This window comes from Bacillus sp. LB7 (genome assembly GCF_030449715.1).
In the GTDB taxonomy this organism is placed as follows: domain Bacteria; phylum Bacillota; class Bacilli; order Bacillales; family Bacillaceae; genus Bacillus; species Bacillus paralicheniformis.
The window spans coordinates 95,382-114,096 of the sequence record NZ_JASGCA010000009.1; the positions used below are offsets into that span (position 1 = coordinate 95,382).

The following is an 18,715-nucleotide window of genomic DNA, read 5'->3' on the forward strand; positions in this document are numbered from 1 at the left end:
ACGGAATTGAATTACATTAGCGACCAATTATTAAGCGGATTAAACAAGATGCAGCAGGAAGCGGTCAAAACGACGGACGGCCCGCTTTTGATCATGGCCGGAGCAGGAAGCGGAAAGACGCGGGTATTGACGCACCGCATTGCGTATTTAATGGCGGAGAAGCGCGTCGCCCCGTGGAACATTTTGGCGATTACATTTACGAACAAAGCGGCCAGAGAAATGAAAGAACGTGTGGAAAAAATTCTCGGACCGGGAGCGGACGACATCTGGATTTCGACGTTCCACAGCATGTGCGTGAGAATTTTGCGGAGAGACATCGACAGAATCGGCATCAATCGGAATTTCTCGATTCTTGATACGTCAGATCAGCTTTCCGTCATTAAAGGAATCTTGAAGGAAAGAAACATCGATCCGAAAAAATTCGATCCCAGAAGTATACTTGGATCGATCAGCAGTGCGAAAAACGAATTGATCGAACCGGAAGAGTACGAGAAAACTGCAGGCGGTTTTTTTGAACAAGTCGTCAGCGATGTCTACAAAGATTATCAGAAGAAACTGCGGAAAAACCAGTCGCTCGATTTTGACGATCTGATCATGACGACGATCATCCTGTTTGACCGTGTGCCGGAAGTGCTCGAATACTACCAGCGGAAATTCCAATACATTCATGTCGATGAGTATCAGGATACGAACAGGGCGCAGTATTTGCTCGTCAAAAAAATGGCGCAGCGCTTCGAAAACATCTGCGTCGTCGGGGACTCCGACCAGTCGATCTACAGATGGCGCGGAGCGGACATCGCCAACATTCTGTCGTTTGAAAAAGACTATCCGAATGCAAGCGTCATTCTGCTCGAACAAAACTACAGGTCGACACAGCGGATATTGAACGCGGCCAATGAAGTGATTCAGAATAACTCCAACAGAAAGCCGAAAAATCTCTGGACCGAAAATGACGAAGGGGCGAAAATTTCCTACTTCAGAGGCGACAACGAATTTGGCGAAGGCCAATTTGTCGCGGGCAAAATCAGGGAGCTTGTCGGCTCTGGAAAACGATCCTTCTCAGATATCGCGATTTTGTACCGGACGAACGCTCAATCGCGGGTCATTGAGGAAACGCTGCTGAAAGCGAACATCAACTACAACATCGTCGGCGGCACGAAGTTCTATGACAGAAAAGAGATCAAGGACATCCTTGCATATTTGCGCCTCGTCGCAAACCCTGACGACGATATCAGCTTTGCGCGGATCGTGAACGTGCCGAAGCGCGGCGTCGGTGCGACTTCAGTCGATAAAATCGCGGCTTATGCCGATATGAACGGAATGTCTTTATTTGAAGCGCTCGGACAGGTTGACTTTATCGGCCTCAGCGCAAGAGCGGCCAACGCGCTTGACGAGTTCAGACAGACGATCGAAAACTTGACGAATATGCAGGAATACTTATCCGTCACAGAGCTTACGGAAGAAATCCTTGAAAAAACCGAATACCGCGAAATGCTGAAAGCGGAAAAATCATTGGAAGCGCAGAGCCGTCTTGAAAATATCGACGAGTTTCTCTCCGTAACGAAAAACTTTGAACAGCAAAGCGAAGATAAATCGCTCGTCGCCTTTTTGACGGATTTGGCGCTTATCGCCGATATCGATCAGCTTGATCAAAAGGAAGAAGAGACCGGAAGTCAAGACGCGGTCATCTTAATGACGCTTCATGCCGCAAAAGGACTCGAATTCCCGGTTGTGTTCCTGATGGGGCTTGAAGAAGGGGTATTCCCGCACAGCCGCTCCCTGATGGAGGAAGCGGAGATGGAAGAAGAACGGAGACTCGCATATGTCGGCATCACGAGGGCTGAGGAAGAACTTTATTTAACAAACGCGCGGATGCGGACATTGTTCGGGAGAACGAATATGAACCCTGAATCAAGGTTCATTGCGGAAATACCGGAGGAATTATTGGACAATCTAAACGAGAAGAAAAAAGATCTGAAAACGCCGTTTGGAAGAAAGCCGGAGCGGAGAGGCCCGGTTACCCGGCCGGCTGCATCGTACAGCAAAACCGGCGGCGACGGTGTCAATTGGGCAGTCGGCGACAAAGCCTCCCATAAAAAGTGGGGCGTCGGAACCGTTGTCAGCGTTAAAGGATCCGGCGAATCGACTGAGCTTGACATCGCCTTCCCGAGCCCGACCGGAGTGAAGCGTCTTCTCGCGGCCTTTGCGCCTATTGAAAAGCAATAAATGGCAAAAGACCTGAAATGAAAGGACGAAACCAATGGAAAAAGAAGCAGCTAAACGCCGTGTGGAACAACTGCATGCATTGATTAATAAATACAACTACGAATATCACACCCTTGACGACCCAAGCGTGCCTGATTCCGAATATGACAAGCTGATGAAGGAGCTTATTGCTCTTGAAGAAGAGCACCCCGACCTGAAAACGCCGGACTCTCCTTCTCAGCGTGTCGGCGGAGCCGTTTTGGACGCCTTTCAAAAAGTGCAGCATAAAACGCCGATGCTGAGCCTCGGCAACGCGTTTAATGAAGAAGATCTGCGCGACTTTGACCGCCGCGTCCGCCAGGCGGTCGGAGATGTTGAATACAACGTCGAATTTAAAATAGACGGTCTTGCTGTTTCACTGCGCTATGAAAACGGCGTATTTGTCAGAGGTGCGACGAGAGGCGACGGAACAACGGGCGAGGATATTACGGAAAATTTGAAGACCATCAGAAACATTCCCCTCAGAATGAAGCGCGACCTTTCAATTGAAGTGCGCGGCGAGGCATTTATGCCGAAGCGCTCTTTTGAATTGCTGAACAAAGCGCGGCTCGAACGGGATGAAGAGCCGTTCTCCAACCCGCGGAACGCCGCTGCCGGCTCATTAAGGCAGCTTGATCCGAAAATCGCCGCGAAACGAAATCTCGACATCTTCGTCTACAGTATAGCGGAGCTTGACGAAATGGGCGTTGAAACGCAAAGCCAGGGACTCGATTTCCTCGACGAACTCGGCTTTAAAACCAATCATGAAAGAAAAAAATGCAGCACGATCGAAGAAGTCATTGAGATCGTCGAAGAGCTCAAGACAAAACGCGCCGACCTTCCGTATGAAATCGACGGGATCGTCATTAAAGTCAACTCCCTTGATCAGCAGGAAGAGCTCGGCTTTACGGCAAAAAGCCCGCGCTGGGCGATCGCCTACAAGTTTCCTGCCGAAGAGGTTGTCACAACGCTTTTGGACATTGAATTAAGCGTCGGCCGGACGGGCGCAGTAACCCCGACTGCGATTCTCGAACCTGTAAAAGTGGCGGGTACGACCGTCCAAAGAGCCTCTCTCCACAACGAAGATTTGATTAAAGAGAAGGATATCAGACTGCTGGACAAAGTTGTCATTAAAAAAGCAGGAGACATCATTCCGGAGGTCGTCAACGTCCTCGTCGAACAACGGACGGGCGAAGAAAAAGAATTCAACATGCCAAAGGAATGCCCGGAATGCGGAAGCGAGCTTGTCAGGATTGAAGGAGAAGTCGCGCTTCGCTGCATCAATCCGGAGTGCCCGGCCCAGATCAGGGAAGGCCTGATCCATTTCGTTTCCCGGAACGCGATGAATATAGATGGTCTTGGCGAGCGCGTCATCACCCAGCTGTTCCGCGAAGACCTCGTCCACAATGTCGCCGATCTGTATAAGCTGACGCGCGAGCAGCTGATCAATCTCGAGCGGATGGGAGAAAAATCGACTGACAATTTATTGAAGTCGATTGACAAATCGAAGGAGAATTCATTAGAACGGCTTCTTTTCGGACTCGGCATCCGCTTCATCGGCGCCAAAGCGGCCAAGACACTGGCGCTGCATTTTGAAACGCTCGACAGGCTCAAAAAAGCGACAAAAGAAGAATTGGTCGAAGTCGATGAAATCGGCGAGAAAATGGCGGACGCCCTCGTCACTTATTTTGAAAAAGAAGAGATTCTGAAGCTCTTGGAAGAACTCGAAGAACTCGGGGTGAACACCGTTTATAAAGGCCCGAAAAAAGCGGCCGCTGAAGCGAGCGATTCGTATTTTGCGGGGAAAACGATCGTCCTGACCGGGAAGCTAAGCGAATTGTCGCGGAACGACGCGAAAGCGGAAATCGAAGCGCTCGGCGGAAAAATCACAGGCAGTGTAAGCAAAAAAACCGATCTCGTCATTGCCGGCGAAGCGGCAGGCAGCAAACTGGCGAAAGCTGAAGAGCTGAACATTGAAGTATGGGATGAAGCAAGACTGATCAGTGAGCTAAAGAAATAAGAGGAGTGTTTTCTATTGAAAAAGATATTATGTTTGGCGGCTGCTGCGGGTATGCTCATGCTCTCAGCCTGTGCGCCGAATTTTGGGGGAAAAGAAGAGCAGGAGATGGTACAGAAAACGGATAAGTCGAAAGAAAAAGCCATCATTCCGAAATACAACATCTCCGATTCTTATTATAAAATGGTTCTTCCTTTCAAGGCGGGGAAAGCCCGCGGCTTGACGACCGAACGTCTGAATACGCGGCTGGATATCGATGAATTTGAGACAGGCATGATGCGCCTTGCGCAAGATTCATTTTCTACTGACGATTACCTTTTTCAAGAAGGACAATACTTGGATGAGGATACAGTCACGAGCTGGCTCGCCCGCAAAAAAACGGGGGAAGACCTGAAAAAAGCTGAGAAAGACGATAAAAACTTCAAAAACCTCGGACTGAACCCCGCCCTTTCCGGAAGCGGATCAACAGAGAAGCAAAACGAAGAAAGCCCGGTATACCTCGCCCATATGCTTGAGCACGACTACCTCGTCCGCAAAGACAAGGATACGATTGAGCTCGGCGGCGTCGTGATCGGCCTTGCGTTGAACTCTGTCTACTACTACCGCGAAAATGTCGGCGACCCACAAAAAGAAGTGACCATCAGCGACAAAAAGCTGAGGCAGGAAGGCGAAAAAATCGCCGAGGAAGTGGCGAAACGGATCAGAAACATGGATGATTTGAAAAACATTCCGCTGACTATCATGCTCTACAAGCAGGCGCCTAAGTCATCGATCGTCCCTGGAAACTTTATCGCCAAAACCGAGGTGAAAGCAGGGACAAGCGAGCTCGGCGGCTGGGATAAAATCAATGAAGAGTACACGTTCTTCCCTTCAACAGAAGGTTCGGAGAAACATCCGGATGACGCGGAGCTCTTCAAACGCTTTAAAAACAAAGTCGACACGTATTTTCCAAACTACACAGGGGTTGTCGGCACAGCTCTCTATAAAGACGACCAAATGCAGGACATGAAAATCAACATCCCGATGCAGTTTTACGGCAAAAGCGAAGTCATCGCCTTTACCCAGTTCTTGACCGGTGAAGTGATGGATTACTACGGCAAAAGCGGACTGAACGTTGAGATCAACATTACTTCGTCAGCCGGGCAGGAAGCCGTTATCCTGAAAAAGCCGGGAGACAAAGAACCGACCGTCCATATTTATGATTCATAAAAAAGAAGCAGCCAAAGGGCTGCTTTTTTTTAAAGCGTATCGCATTTTACGCCGACGACGCCGTCGATCGCTTTGATATCGTAATAGACATCGGTGACATACCGTTTCTTATGAACCATGATTTTCGTTTCCATGATCGGAAATTCATTATCGCGCATATCATCGATCCGGACGGAATGAATCCGGATTTTTTTCGCTTTCATTTCCTTGATGATATCCGTCATTTTATCCTTGTCATTCAGGGACATGCGGACGCGGATTTCTTTTTCCTGCAAGCGGTTCGGACCGATTTTGCCGACGATCCACGGCAAAAACTCGACGCTGATTAAAATGAAAATGAGACTGACAAATGCTTCTTTATAAAAGCCCGCTCCGATGGCGACGCCGAGGCCGGCTGCTCCCCAGATCATCGCTGAAGTGGTCAGGCCGGAAATGACGTCGTTGCTTTTGCGTAAAATCACGCCCGCTCCGATGAAGCCGATCCCTGATATGATTTGTGCGGGAAGCCGCAAAGGGTCCATCATGATTCTGTTCGACTTTGGAAAATGGTATGCCGCATCAATGCTGATCATTGTCAGAACACAGGAACTGATCGCAATCACGATGCACGTTTTTAAGCCGAGCGGCTTGTTTTTCAGCTCCCTTTCGAGACCGATGACCATTCCGATTAATGTTGCGATGCCAAGCTTCAACAGCGTTTCTGTTTCAATATGCCAATCCATGCCCATGATCTCCTTTCCGACAATATCTTATATGATTGATATGATTTTCTCACAGACGCTATGGATCGACAACTGTTTTTGAAGGGTGTGTCCAGGAACCATTCATCTGCAAGAAGCTCTATACTCTTACCATTATATTGCCGGCGTGGCATCAAATGAATTCAGTCTGAGCAAAAAAGCCGCCGGATGTCAACCGGCGGCTTTCATTGCCTGATCATTTAAGAATGTTCTTCCTCATGCGTTTGTTCCATTTCTTCAAACATATCTCTTGCTTCTTTTGCCGGCTTGTTCGTGAACATGCTGACAGCGTAAACGACAATCAAGCTCAGGAAGAAACCAGGGATCATTTCATAGATTCCCGTCTTATCCTGCAGACCGGTCAGAATGCAAATCAGCACGGTCACGGCTCCTGTGATCATACCGGCCAATGCGCCCCACTGGTTCATCCGCTTCCAGTACAAGCTGAGAAGGATGGCGGGCCCGAATGCGGAACCAAACCCGGCCCACGCATAGCCGACCAGATCAAGGATCGTGTTGTTCGGTGTCAGAGACAGAAGGATCGCGATGACGGCGACAAGCAGAACGCTCAGACGTCCGACAAGAACGAGCTCTTTATCCGAAGCATCGCGGCGGAAAAACGTCCGGTAAAAGTCTTCCGTCATGGCGCTTGATGTGACAAGCAGCTGGGAAGACACCGTACTCATAATCGCCGCGAGCAAAGCGGAAAGCAAAAATCCGGTAATCAGCGGATGGAATAATACCTTTGAGAACACGATAAAAATCGTTTCCGGATCTTTAAGCGCTGTACCCGTCTCATGGACATACGCCACACCGATCAGTCCGACAAGCAGTGCGCCGATTACGGAGATGATCATCCAGCCCATTGCGATGCGGCGTGCAGGCTTCAGCTCTTTTACGGATGAAATCGCCATAAAGCGGACGATAATATGCGGCTGACCGAAATAGCCCAGTCCCCAGGCGAGAAATGAAATAATGCTAATGACGGTCGTTCCTTTGAAGAAATCGAGCAAGCTTGGATTGATTTCTTCGATCACATTGAAAGTCGGCGTAATTCCGCCTAATTGAGTAAAGGCAACGATCGGCACGAGCACTAAAGCGATAAACATAATCAAACCTTGCAGAAAGTCAGTCAGACTGACAGCCAAAAATCCTCCGAACAGCGTATAAGCAATCACGACTGCGGCTGTTAAGAAAAGACCGATTTTATAATCGAGGCCGAACGCCGTTTCAAACAGTCTTCCTCCGGACACCATACCCGCCGACGTGTACAGTGTGAAAAACACCATAATGACGATGGCTGATGCAAGGCGCAAGATTCTCGTCGTATCATTAAACCGATTTTCGAAAAAATCCGGAATTGTAATCGCATCGTTTGCTACTTCTGTATATGTGCGCAGCCGGGGAGCGACAACCAAGTAGTTCACATAGGCTCCGATTGTTAAACCGACGGCAAGCCAGGCGCTCGAAAGTCCTGTCACATACATGGCTCCGGGCAGTCCCATCAGCATCCAGCCGCTCATGTCCGACGCACCGGCCGATAAAGCCGTAACAGCAGGCCCAAGACCTCTGCCGCCGAGCATGTAGTCATTCAAATTGGATGTCTTTCTGTAGGAATACCAGCCGATTAAGAGCATCGCGGCAAAATAAATCCCTAACGAAATAAATATTTCAACACTCACGTTTCATATCTCTCCTCTTTAAAAATAATGTGGCATCACCTCTTTAAAATTTTCAACAATACTGACTTGCGGTACGAAGAAAATTGCAGGGCCTCCTCTTTAAAAAATCAAGTATTGGAATTAAGGCGCTGCCGATTAGATCGTACTTAGTTACCTAACCTATCAAACTATTCCCCATCAATCAACCGTGAAAAACATCCGATTTTATTGAAAAAGGGCGTGATGGTTATGATAAGCATCGTAATGAAAGCGCTTACAAATACTATAAAAAGTAAAAATATTCTGAATATTAGTACGTGCTATTTTACTGAATTTTTCATGTGCGATCAAATAAAAGCCGCCAAATGGGGCGAAGATCGCGGTTTTGTTGATTTAGAAGGCTGAAATTTGATATGATCAGTATTATGACTAAGCGAGAATAACCTTGGAGGTGTTTTTAGTATGTCGCGTATTTCTATAGAAGAAGTAAAGCATGTCGCCCATCTTGCCAGACTGGCGATTACGGACGAGGAAGCGGCGATGTTTACCGAACAGCTTGACAGCATTATTTCATTTGCAGAAGAGCTGAACGAAGTCGATACAGAGAATGTTAAACCAACAACGCACGTATTGCAAATGAAGAATATCATGAGGGAAGATGTCCCTGATAAAGGGCTTCCGGTTGAAGACGTCGTCAAAAATGCGCCTGATCATAAAGACGGCTACATCCGCGTGCCGTCAATCTTGGACTGAATAAAGGAGGGAGCGAGAAAACATGTCACTGTTTGACCATAAAATATCTGAATTAAAACGTCTCATACATAATAAAGAGATCAGCATATCAGATTTAGTCGATGAATCTTACAAACGGATTCACGAAGTTGACGGAAAGGTACAAGCCTTTTTGCAGCTTGATGAAGAAAAAGCCCGCGCATACGCCAAAGAATTGGACGAAGCGCTTGATACCCGTGATGAGCACGGCCTTCTTTTCGGGATGCCGATCGGCATTAAGGACAATATCGTAACAAAGGATCTGCGGACAACGTGCGCAAGCAAAATTCTCGAGAACTTTGATCCGATCTATGACGCAACCGTTGTTGAGCGTCTTCACGAAGCTGAAGCGGTCACCATCGGAAAGCTGAACATGGATGAATTCGCGATGGGCTCTTCCACAGAGAACTCAGGCTTTAAAAAGACAAAAAACCCGTGGAACCTCGAAACTGTTCCGGGCGGATCAAGCGGAGGCTCTGCGGCTGCGGTTGCGGCCGGGGAAGTGCCGTTTTCACTTGGATCTGACACGGGTGGATCGATTCGCCAGCCGGCATCTTTCTGCGGCGTCGTCGGCTTAAAGCCTACATACGGACGCGTTTCCAGATACGGCCTTGTCGCATTTGCTTCTTCATTGGATCAAATCGGCCCGATCACAAGATCTGTCGAAGACAACGCCTACCTTCTGCAGGCGATTTCAGGCGTCGACAAAATGGATTCGACGAGCGCCAATGTGGATGTGCCCGACTATTTGTCAGCGTTAACCGGCGACATTAAAGGACTTAAAATCGCCGTTCCGAAAGAATACCTCGGCGAAGGAGTAGGAGAAGAAGCGAGAAATTCCGTCCTTGAAGCGCTGAAAGTGCTCGAAAGCCTTGGCGCGACATGGGAAGAAGTATCGCTTCCGCACAGCAAATACGCGCTGGCGACTTACTACCTGCTTTCTTCATCTGAAGCGTCGGCAAACCTGGCGCGCTTCGACGGCATCCGCTACGGCTACCGCACGGACAATGCCGACAACCTGATCGATCTGTACAAACAAACGCGTTCTGAAGGATTCGGAAACGAAGTCAAACGCCGCATCATGCTCGGTACGTTCGCGCTCAGCTCAGGGTATTACGACGCGTACTATAAAAAAGCGCAAAAAGTCAGAACGCTGATCAAAAAAGACTTTGAAGACGTATTTGCAAACTATGACGTCATCATCGGACCGACAACGCCGACGCCGGCATTTAAAATCGGCGAAAAAACGAGCGATCCGCTGACCATGTACGCCAATGATATCTTGACGATTCCTGTCAACCTTGCGGGCGTACCGGGAATCAGCGTACCGTGCGGCTTGGCGAACGGCTTGCCGCTCGGCCTGCAAATCATCGGCAAACACTTTGACGAAAGCACAGTATACCGCGTCGCCCACGCATTCGAACAGGCGACAGACCACCATAAAGCGAAACCTGAACTGTAAGGGGTGAAAAAACATGAACTTTGAAACGGTAATCGGACTTGAAGTCCACGTGGAGCTCAAAACAAAATCGAAAATTTTCTCCAGTTCTCCAACGCCATTCGGCGCGGCGGCCAACACGCAGACAAGCGTTATCGACTTAGGCTATCCGGGTGTACTGCCTGTGTTGAACAAAGAAGCCGTTAATTTCGCGATGAAAGCCGCGATGGCGCTCAACTGTGAAATTGCGACAGAAACAAAATTCGACCGGAAAAACTATTTCTATCCGGACAACCCGAAAGCTTATCAAATTTCACAATTTGATAAACCGATCGGCGAAAACGGCTGGATCGAAATCGAAGTCGGTGGAAAAACGAAGCGCATCGGCATCACCCGCCTTCATTTGGAAGAGGATGCGGGAAAACTGACACATACAGGCGACGGCTACTCCCTTGTCGACTATAACCGCCAGGGAACACCGCTCGTTGAAATTGTCTCCGAGCCCGATATCAGAACGCCTGAAGAAGCTTACGCCTACCTTGAAAAACTGAAATCGATCATTCAGTATACAGGTGTTTCCGATTGTAAGATGGAAGAGGGCTCGCTCCGCTGCGACGCCAACATCTCGCTCCGTCCGATCGGACAAGAGGAGTTCGGCACAAAGACAGAGCTGAAAAACCTGAACTCATTCGCCTTTGTTCAAAAAGGCCTTGAGCACGAAGAAAAACGCCAGGCGCAAGTTCTTTTGTCAGGCGGTGTCATTCAGCAGGAGACGCGCCGCTATGATGAAGCATCCAAAACGACGATTTTGATGAGGGTCAAAGAGGGATCTGACGACTACCGCTACTTCCCTGAGCCTGATCTAGTCGAGCTTTACATTGACGATGAGTGGAAACAGCGCGTGAAAGACAGCATTCCTGAGCTTCCGGACGAGCGCCGCAAGCGCTACATCGAAGAGCTTGGCCTGCCTGCCTATGACGCGAAAGTGCTCACTTTGACAAAAGAAATGTCCGACTTCTTCGAAGCGGCCGTCGAAAAAGGCGCAGACGCGAAGCTGGCGTCGAACTGGCTGATGGGTGAAGTGTCGGCTTACTTGAATGCCCAGCAAAAAGAGCTTGACGATGTCGCGCTCACACCTGAAGGCCTTGCTGGATTAGTCCAGCTGATCGAAAAAGGCACAATTTCATCGAAAATCGCGAAAAAGGTCTTCAAAGAATTGATCGAAAAAGGCGGAGACGCAGAAAAAATCGTCAAAGAAAAAGGCCTTGTGCAAATCTCTGACGAAACGACGCTCAGAAAGCTTGTCACAGAAGCACTCGACAACAATCCGCAATCGATCGAAGACTTCAAAAACGGAAAAGACCGTGCGATCGGCTTCCTTGTCGGCCAAATCATGAAAGCCTCAAAAGGACAAGCGAACCCGCCGATGGTCAACAAGCTTCTTCTTGAAGAGATTAATAAACGATAAAAAACAGACTTGTGCTACTTAAATGGAGGTCCTCATGTTGGGGACCTTTTTTTATTTGTGTAAAGATGCAAATAAAAAATAAATAAAATTAAAGTTTATTTGAATTTTATTAAAAAATATATTATCATTAAATTGAATTTTGTTTTTAATTTTGATGATAAGAGGGGCTGTCTATGGAAAGAAAAGATGTACCCGAGTGGATATTGGCTTTAGAAGAAGAGGATGTAGAATTTATTAAAAACTTTATGCTGAAATCTGGTTCGTTAAAAGAAATTGCAAAGAATTATCAAGTGTCTTATCCAACAGTTAGAGTTAGATTGGATCGGTTAATACAAAAAATTCAACTCATTGATGAGTTGGAAAATGAGACTTTTGTTCATTTTATTAAACAGTTAGCTATCGATGATCAGATAAGTCTGGAAAATGCAAAGTTAATCATTGAGAAATATAAAAAAGAGCGGGGTGTTCATAAATGAATACTATATATATACTACTGATCGGATTTACAATACTAGGAATTCAATATTTTTTATCTACCAGAAATCGTACTTTTTGGGGAGCTATACTACCAACAGCTTATATCATTTTTCTCGTTGCATTATCCATTCATGAAGGAAAATCTTTCGCATCATTCTATCTTCCTCTTATTGGCGGACTAGCTTTATTGCTGGGGGAATGGATTAAAGGCAGAGAAGCTTTGAAAAAAAAGCAGGAAAGAGAAATGAGAGTAATGAAAGCCATGGATATTAAATAACAGGATCAGCCTCAAAAGGACAGAACAAGCTGCTTAAAAAACCTTGGAGAATAATTCTCCAAGGTTTTTTCATTATTCCACGACAGGCGTCAAAGAATCGCCGTCCCAGATGTCTCCCTTATTCAGCGTCCATGGATGAAGATAGAGGGTGTCCGCTCCCTTATTCACAGCAGGGCTCCACTCATCGTTCCACGCCAGGAAGTACGTCGTTTTCGGGTATTTTTCTTTGATTGCATGGATAAACCGCGCGTAATCCAGCCCGCCGTTTGTCGTCTGCGGTCCGACCTCTGTAAAGGCAAACGGTTTGTTCAGAGATGTGAGCTGATCGTAGCCATCAATGGCGTCCGGGTCATCAAAATAAGCGTCAAGCCCAACAATGTCAACATATGATGCGCCCGGATAAAAGTCTGTTTTAAAGTCTCTGTTGGCGTCAGGCGCATACACCCACAACAGATGATCCAAGCCTCTTGTCTTTGTCATATAGTCATAGATTTTCACATAGAGCTGTTTGTACAAGGAGATTCTCGCGCTGTCTTTTTGATTATATTGCGTCAGCCCCCACCAGAACCATTCGCCGTTCATTTCGTGAAGGGGTCTGAATAGAACGGGCACACCTTCATTTTCAAGCTCCTGAAGGCCATCGGCGATTTTGCTCAGCATCGCCTCAAGCCGTTTTCCTTCGGGCGTGGAAGAATCTAAAATTCTCTCATACTGGCTGTTTGAAATCTGAGTTTTATAATGGCCCGAAGTATACGCGGGGTTTGCGAGGTGCAGGCTGATTTGCGGAATGCCTCCGCTTTTCCAATATGCGATCAAATCACGGTTGCAGCTGTAGTCAATCGTATCGGCAATCTCCGCCGGCTCCAGCCATCCTCTTGCATAATCGCAGCCGTATATGGCTGGCAGCTGTCCTGTTACCTGTTTGATCCGGTCGGCTTCAGCCAGCGAAAATGTGTCGAGGCTGTATCCTCCGAATGCCCCGGACATCACCCGGCTCTCCGTTCGATTGGGCAGGTGGGCAAGCCAGTTCATCACCGCTTTCGTCGTCAGCTGGGCATTTGGATTCACCGGAGAAACGGTGTGTGCGTAGCTCGGCTGCGAAACGGTAAAAGCAAGAAGCAGCACGAAGATGGAACAAACGATGTTTTTTTTCACTAAGGTAAAACCTCCTAAAAATCTAGATTGTCTTAAGCGAAATCTTATTATACATGCCGCTTCCAAAATATACATGGTCAGATCGTCGTATTGTAAGGGAATAAAAAAACAGCCATAAGGCTGCTTTATGAATGAAGGAAACGGGTGATCATTCCATATAGATGCTGAAGATTGTCCTGATGCTCCAAATTTGTCAGCATACCTTGAAGCACGGGTGTGCGGGGCGAATCTTTTCTCAGCTCTTCCTCGATCACATCCAGTGTAATGAGAATGTCTTCCGGCAGGGCCGGCTGACGTTTGGCATCTTCAAGCTCCCGCAAAATCGTATGTTTATCGGCCGTATTGCCGGCGTTCCGGTAATAGCTGTACGTGCGGCCGGCCAGGATCGGCTGCTCCCCGTTTTGAACCATGCCATCAATCATGTCATCGATTCTTCTCATAATAAAATCCGCAAGTTCGTAAAAATCGATGTCCAGTTCATTAAAGATAAACAAATTTTGATAGGACTGCACGATGCCTTGAACGATCACGGACAAGTCTGACAGATAAGGCTTCACAATGTCACCGTAGGCGGCTGACAGCGCGTTTTGATACGTCTCATGGAATTTTTGGCTGACATTTTTAAAATATTCTTCGATTTTGCTGTTTTCCGGGATGCTGTGTTCGCTGATCATCACGAGAATAAAGTCGCGGTGCTCCTTGCTCTCACTGAATTGATAAGCAATCTGCTCCTTGAACGTTTCCTTGGGAGGAAAATTCTTTTGCTGAATGATCTTCATATTTTCCATCGTTCGATCGATATAATACTTAATGATCGCAAGCAAAAGCGCTTCTTTCGACTTGAAATGCAGGTAGAAAGCTCCTTTTGAGATGTTGCATTCATTGGCGATGTCCTGAATCGTTGTGGAAGCAAACCCGTTTTTCGCGAAGAGGTGCAGGCCTGCTTTAATGATTTTTTCTTCTTTTTCTGTCATGAATGTACCCCTTTAACACTTCTTTAAAATTGAATAAATTTTAACATATATAAGTTGACGCTGTTTACTTTTGAAGTTTATTATTGTATAGAATGACCAGTCAGTCAATCTGTATTTTGAAAAATGATATACACAATGGAGGTCGTAATGAATTCTATCATTAATTTTGTACTAAAGAACAAGTTCGCTGTGTGGCTGATGACGATTATTGTTACGGTTGCCGGCATTTATGCGGGTTTAAATATGAAGCAGGAATCGATTCCTGATGTAAACATGCCTTATTTGACCATCAGCACGACATACCCCGGAGCCACTCCGAACCAGGTAGCTGATGAAGTCACAAAGCCTGTTGAACAAGCCGTGCAAAACCTGGACGGCGTCAGCGTTGTGACGTCCACATCGTATGAAAATGCATCATCGGTGATGATTGAATACGATTATGAAAAGGATATGGACAAAGCGAAGACGGAAGCCGCTGAAGCATTGGCGAATCTCGATCTGCCGGACAATGCGAAAGAGCCGAGCATTTCGCGCTACAGCATGAATTCTTTCCCGATCCTCGCGCTCAGCGTGTCCAGTGATAAAGACGATCTTCAAAGCTTGACGAAAAAAGTGGAAGACAGCCTTCTGACGAAGCTTGAAGGTCTTGAAGGCGTAGCTTCCGTTCAGCTTTCCGGACAGCAGGTTGAAGAAGTCGAATTTTCATTTAAAAAAGACAAGTTGAAGCAATACGGGCTTGACGAGGATACAGTCAAGCAAGTGATTCAAGGATCTGATGTGACGACTCCACTTGGGTTGTACACATTCGGCAAAGAAGAAAAATCGGTCGTCGTCAGCGGCGATATCGAAACAATTAAAGACTTGAAAAATATGAGAATTCCAGCGGTGTCTGCCGGAGGCGCAAGCGCGCAAGCCGGAGCGCAAAGTGCACAAGCGGCCCAGGGGGCGCAGGCTCAAGCCGGAGCACAGAGCGCCGGACAAGCTCAGCAAAGCGCGGGAATCCCGACGGTTAAGCTGTCTGACATCGCAACGATTAAAGATGTCAAAAAAGCCGAATCCATTTCACGCACCAATGGTAAAGACAGCATCGGCATCAGCGTCATTAAAGCCAACGACGCCAATACCGTCGAGGTAGCCGACAATGTAAAAGCTGAACTCGAACAATTCAAAAAAGACCACAAAGGCTTCAAATACAGCTCGACATACGATCAAGCCGAACCGATCACTGAGTCGGTCGAGACGATGCTGAGCAAAGCGATTTTCGGAGCGATCTTTGCGGTTGTGATCATTCTCTTATTCCTAAGGGATATTAAATCAACATTAATCTCGGTCATTTCGATTCCATTGTCATTGTTAATCGCACTGCTCGTCCTGAACCAGCTTGATATCACGCTGAATATCATGACGCTCGGCGCCATGACGGTTGCTATCGGACGGGTTGTCGACGACTCGATCGTCGTCATTGAAAACATTTACCGCCGCATGAGGCTGAAAGATGAGCCGCTGCGCGGAAAGGCGCTCGTACGCGAAGCGACGAAGGAAATGTTCATGCCGATCATGTCATCAACGATCGTCACGATCGCGGTATTCTTGCCGCTCGCACTCGTCGGCGGTCAAATCGGCGAATTGTTCCTGCCGTTTGCCTTAACGATTGTATTCGCGCTTGCCGCATCCCTGCTGATCGCGATCACGCTCGTGCCGATGCTTGCGCACACCCTCTTCAAAAAGTCGTTGACAGGTGCGCCGGTGAAGGCGAAAGAACATAAGCCTGGGGTACTGGCCAACTTCTACAAAAAAGTGTTGAATTGGTCGCTCAGCCATAAATGGATCACATCGATCATCGCGGTTCTGATGCTGGTCGGAAGCTTGTTCCTCGTGCCGTTAATCGGAGCGAGCTACTTGCCTGCTACAAAAGATAAAATGGTGCAAATCACATACACTCCTGAACCGGGAGAAACGAAAAAAGAAGCGGAAAAAGAAGCGCAAAAAGCTGAAAAAGTCCTATTGGACCGCAAACACGTCGATACGGTTCAATATACGTTAGGAGCGGGAAATCCGCTGATGGGCGGAAGCTCAAACGGAGCGTTGTTCTATATCAAATATGAGGAAGACACACCTGATTTTGATAAAGAAAAAGACAACGTCCTAAAAGACATTCAGAAGCAATCCAAACGCGGAGAATGGAAAACCCAGGATTTCAGCTCTTCAGGCAATAACAATCAGTTAACGTATTATGTGTACGGAGATTCAGAAAAAGAGATTAAAGGCACTGTAAAAGAGATCGAAAAGATTATGAAAGACCAAAAAGACCTGAAGAACGTAAACTCAGGTCTGTCCAGCACATATGACGAATTTACTTTTGTCGCTGACCAGGAGAAATTAAGCAAACTCGGGTTAACGGCATCACAGATTTCTCAGGCGCTCATGAAAGAAACATCGCAGGCGCCGCTTACAACCGTGAAAAAAGACGGAAAAGATCTTGATGTCACGATTAAAACAGAAGAAGAAACATATAAAAGCGTCAAAGATTTAGAAAACAAGAAAATCACAACTCCGACCGGCCAGGAAGTGAAAATCGGCGATGTCGCGAAAGTGAAAGAAGGCACGACATCTGACACGATTTCAAAACGCGACGGCAAAATCTATGCCGATGTCACGGCGGAAGTCACATCTGACAACGTCACAGCCGTATCAGTCGACGTGCAGAAAAACATCGACAAGATCGAACTGCCTGACAACGTCACAATCGATACCGGCGGCGTATCCGCTGATATCGAAGATTCCTTTACAAAACTCGGACTCGCGATGCTTGCGGCGGTCGCGATCGTCTACCTTGTGCTTGTGATTACATTCGGCGGAGCACTGGCGCCATTTGCGATCCTGTTCTCGCTGCCGTTTACGATTATCGGCGCCTTGGTGGGACTATACGTATCAGGAGAAACGATCAGCCTGAACGCAATGATCGGAATGCTGATGCTGATCGGTATCGTCGTCACAAACGCGATTGTCTTAATCGACCGCGTCATCCATAAGGAAGCGGAAGGGCTCTCAACGAGAGAAGCGCTCCTTGAAGCCGGCTCTACAAGGCTCCGTCCGATCCTGATGACGGCCATCGCCACAATCGGCGCCCTGATTCCATTGGCGCTCGGATTTGAAGGCGGCAGCCAGGTCATTTCAAAAGGACTCGGCGTCACCGTTATCGGCGGTTTGATCAGTTCGACGCTCCTTACCCTTCTGATCGTACCGATCGTATACGAAGTACTGGCGAAATTCCGCCGGAAAAAACCGGGTATGAAAGAAGAGTAAGTCGATAAAACATGAACCCCTTGGAACGGTCCTTTCCAAGGGGTTTTTTCTTTGATGAGACGATCGTCGGTGTTTAACAAATATATCCTGTGTTATGCTTTGTCAAAGGCAACGTGATGAGGAGGCAGTGAATGGAATCGAAAGGAAACAGCGAACCAAGCCCCAAAGTCGTAAAGCGGCTTACCTGGATCATACCGATCGTGTTGATCGGAGTCATTTTTCTCTTGAAAAATATAAGAAATCCTGTGACTGATGTTTTATTTTATATTGTATGTGCAGGTGTTATCATTTTAGTGATTTTCAGCATCATGAAAGAGACAAAAAGCAGATGAAAGCATGTTTTGAACTTGTCGATAAAGGTTGGAATGATCTTTTTATCGACAAGCTTTTTTAATGCTGCTGATTTCTTTCTCCAGGCCCGCGAAGGAAACGGCTTAATCATGCGGATTGATCACAGCCAGCAGCTGATGGTCTTCCCATTTTCCGTTGATCTTAACGTTTTTCCGGGCGATGCCTTCTTTGTGAAAACCCGCCTTCTCCAGCACCCGGATCGAGGCAAGATTACGGGGCATGACGCCGGCTTCAATGCGATGGAGCTTGAGATCGTGAAAGGCGAACTCGACCATCAGCTTGACGGCTTCAGTCGTGTAGCCTTTGCCGTTGTGCTTCTGATCCAAAAAATAGCCGATGAAGGCGCTTTGCAAGGAACCGCGCAGCACCTGGAAAAGGTTGATCGTTCCGATCAGCGCATCGTTTGCAGAATCAAAGATGCCAAAATAGTAATCTTCGTCATTCTGCATATTTTCATATAATCTTTGAAGCCTCGTCTTTTGTCCTTCAATTGTATAAAACGCTTCGTTCCGCTCCATTGAAAACTGTTCAAAAAACGAGCGGTTTGCGTTCTGCAATTCAAGGCATGCCTCGGCGTCTTCAGCCGTGAGCGGCCTGATATAAATGTTTGTCCCTTTTTTCATCATG

15 protein-coding genes are annotated in these 18,715 nt (G+C 47.3%); 10 read left to right on the forward strand and 5 right to left on the reverse strand.

Annotated features, from left to right (window positions below; all coding sequences use genetic code 11):
- Window positions 1–6: 6 nt before the first annotated feature.
- From pcrA to QMZ64_RS13425, 3 genes are read left to right on the forward strand one after another with little or no spacing between them, the layout of a single operon-like run.
- Window positions 7–2,226 carry a DNA helicase PcrA gene (gene pcrA, locus QMZ64_RS13415; RefSeq protein WP_301441362.1) on the forward strand — a complete coding sequence of 740 codons (2,220 nt, stop codon included), beginning with the start codon at window positions 7–9 and terminating at the stop codon, window positions 2,224–2,226.
- A gap of 34 nt (window positions 2,227–2,260) precedes the next feature.
- On the forward strand, window positions 2,261–4,264 hold the full coding sequence (gene ligA / locus QMZ64_RS13420; RefSeq protein ID WP_301441363.1) for an NAD-dependent DNA ligase LigA: 2,004 nt from the start codon (window positions 2,261–2,263) through the stop codon (window positions 4,262–4,264).
- A 15-nt stretch (window positions 4,265–4,279) separates the two neighbouring features.
- A complete protein-coding gene (locus QMZ64_RS13425; protein WP_301441364.1) occupies window positions 4,280–5,470 on the forward strand; it encodes a CamS family sex pheromone protein in 1,191 nt (396 codons plus the stop codon).
- A gap of 29 nt (window positions 5,471–5,499) precedes the next feature.
- On the opposite strand, the gene QMZ64_RS13430 is transcribed toward QMZ64_RS13425, so the two are convergent.
- Both QMZ64_RS13430 and putP read right to left on the reverse strand, forming a co-directional pair.
- On the reverse strand, window positions 5,500–6,192 hold the full coding sequence (locus QMZ64_RS13430; protein WP_377904729.1) for an MgtC/SapB family protein: 693 nt from the start codon (window positions 6,190–6,192) through the stop codon (window positions 5,500–5,502).
- A 218-nt stretch (window positions 6,193–6,410) separates the two neighbouring features.
- Window positions 6,411–7,892, reverse strand: a complete 1,482-nt coding sequence (putP, locus tag QMZ64_RS13435) for a sodium/proline symporter PutP (RefSeq protein WP_243944105.1) — start codon at window positions 7,890–7,892, stop codon at window positions 6,411–6,413.
- 441 nt (window positions 7,893–8,333) lie between these two features.
- Between putP and gatC the strand changes: the two genes are divergently transcribed.
- The 5 genes from gatC to QMZ64_RS13460 all read left to right on the forward strand — a co-directional run bounded on the left by gatC (window position 8,334) and on the right by QMZ64_RS13460 (window position 12,302).
- The gene (gene gatC / locus QMZ64_RS13440) at window positions 8,334–8,624 is read left to right on the forward strand and encodes an Asp-tRNA(Asn)/Glu-tRNA(Gln) amidotransferase subunit GatC (RefSeq protein ID WP_003179590.1); all 291 of its coding nucleotides are present in this window, start codon (window positions 8,334–8,336) and stop codon (window positions 8,622–8,624) included.
- 22 nt (window positions 8,625–8,646) lie between these two features.
- The gene (gatA, locus tag QMZ64_RS13445; protein ID WP_023855604.1) at window positions 8,647–10,104 is read left to right on the forward strand and encodes an Asp-tRNA(Asn)/Glu-tRNA(Gln) amidotransferase subunit GatA; all 1,458 of its coding nucleotides are present in this window, start codon (window positions 8,647–8,649) and stop codon (window positions 10,102–10,104) included.
- A gap of 13 nt (window positions 10,105–10,117) precedes the next feature.
- Window positions 10,118–11,548 (forward strand): Asp-tRNA(Asn)/Glu-tRNA(Gln) amidotransferase subunit GatB, encoded by a 1,431-nt coding sequence (gene gatB / locus QMZ64_RS13450; protein ID WP_301441365.1) that lies wholly within the window; start codon window positions 10,118–10,120, stop codon window positions 11,546–11,548.
- 173 nt (window positions 11,549–11,721) lie between these two features.
- Window positions 11,722–12,024: a DUF2089 family protein gene (locus QMZ64_RS13455; protein ID WP_265627637.1), complete on the forward strand. Its 303-nt coding sequence runs from the start codon at window positions 11,722–11,724 to the stop codon at window positions 12,022–12,024.
- The gene (locus tag QMZ64_RS13460; RefSeq protein WP_075755326.1) at window positions 12,021–12,302 is read left to right on the forward strand and encodes a hypothetical protein; all 282 of its coding nucleotides are present in this window, start codon (window positions 12,021–12,023) and stop codon (window positions 12,300–12,302) included. The genes QMZ64_RS13455 and QMZ64_RS13460 overlap by 4 nt, the downstream gene beginning before the upstream one ends.
- Window positions 12,303–12,374: 72 nt before the next feature.
- Here QMZ64_RS13460 and QMZ64_RS13465 read toward each other — a convergent pair whose 3' ends face one another.
- Complete coding sequence (locus QMZ64_RS13465; RefSeq protein ID WP_301441366.1) at window positions 12,375–13,457, reverse strand: glycoside hydrolase family 26 protein; 1,083 nt, start codon at window positions 13,455–13,457, stop codon at window positions 12,375–12,377.
- Between the two features lie 125 nt (window positions 13,458–13,582).
- Window positions 13,583–14,431 carry a TetR/AcrR family transcriptional regulator gene (locus QMZ64_RS13470; protein WP_243944098.1) on the reverse strand — a complete coding sequence of 283 codons (849 nt, stop codon included), beginning with the start codon at window positions 14,429–14,431 and terminating at the stop codon, window positions 13,583–13,585.
- A 147-nt stretch (window positions 14,432–14,578) separates the two neighbouring features.
- Between QMZ64_RS13470 and QMZ64_RS13475 the strand changes: the two genes are divergently transcribed.
- Entirely contained in the window at window positions 14,579–17,737 is a 3,159-nt protein-coding gene (locus QMZ64_RS13475; protein WP_265627635.1) for an efflux RND transporter permease subunit, read from the forward strand.
- A 131-nt stretch (window positions 17,738–17,868) separates the two neighbouring features.
- Window positions 17,869–18,069, forward strand: a complete 201-nt coding sequence (locus QMZ64_RS13480; protein ID WP_043925740.1) for a hypothetical protein — start codon at window positions 17,869–17,871, stop codon at window positions 18,067–18,069.
- Window positions 18,070–18,171: 102 nt separating this feature from the next.
- Here the strand turns inward: QMZ64_RS13480 and QMZ64_RS13485 are convergent, their stop codons facing one another.
- Window positions 18,172–18,711 carry a GNAT family N-acetyltransferase gene (locus QMZ64_RS13485; RefSeq protein WP_265627634.1) on the reverse strand — a complete coding sequence of 180 codons (540 nt, stop codon included), beginning with the start codon at window positions 18,709–18,711 and terminating at the stop codon, window positions 18,172–18,174.
- Window positions 18,712–18,715: the final 4 nt, after the last annotated feature.

Bases quoted from the DNA above. Each gene is read 5' to 3' on its own strand.
- ligA (WP_301441363.1), top strand. From the start codon at position 2,261: ATGGAAAAAGAAGCAGCTAAACGCCGTGTGGAACAACTGCATGCATTG.
- QMZ64_RS13430 (WP_377904729.1), bottom strand. From the start codon at position 6,192: ATGGATTGGCATATTGAAACAGAAACGCTGTTGAAGCTTGGCATCGCA.
- gatC (WP_003179590.1), top strand. From the start codon at position 8,334: ATGTCGCGTATTTCTATAGAAGAAGTAAAGCATGTCGCCCATCTTGCC.
- gatA (WP_023855604.1), top strand. From the start codon at position 8,647: ATGTCACTGTTTGACCATAAAATATCTGAATTAAAACGTCTCATACAT.
- gatB (WP_301441365.1), top strand. From the start codon at position 10,118: ATGAACTTTGAAACGGTAATCGGACTTGAAGTCCACGTGGAGCTCAAA.
- QMZ64_RS13455 (WP_265627637.1), top strand. From the start codon at position 11,722: ATGGAAAGAAAAGATGTACCCGAGTGGATATTGGCTTTAGAAGAAGAG.
- QMZ64_RS13460 (WP_075755326.1), top strand. From the start codon at position 12,021: ATGAATACTATATATATACTACTGATCGGATTTACAATACTAGGAATT.
- QMZ64_RS13470 (WP_243944098.1), bottom strand. From the start codon at position 14,431: ATGACAGAAAAAGAAGAAAAAATCATTAAAGCAGGCCTGCACCTCTTC.
- QMZ64_RS13475 (WP_265627635.1), top strand. From the start codon at position 14,579: ATGAATTCTATCATTAATTTTGTACTAAAGAACAAGTTCGCTGTGTGG.
- QMZ64_RS13480 (WP_043925740.1), top strand. From the start codon at position 17,869: ATGGAATCGAAAGGAAACAGCGAACCAAGCCCCAAAGTCGTAAAGCGG.
- QMZ64_RS13485 (WP_265627634.1), bottom strand. From the start codon at position 18,711: ATGAAAAAAGGGACAAACATTTATATCAGGCCGCTCACGGCTGAAGAC.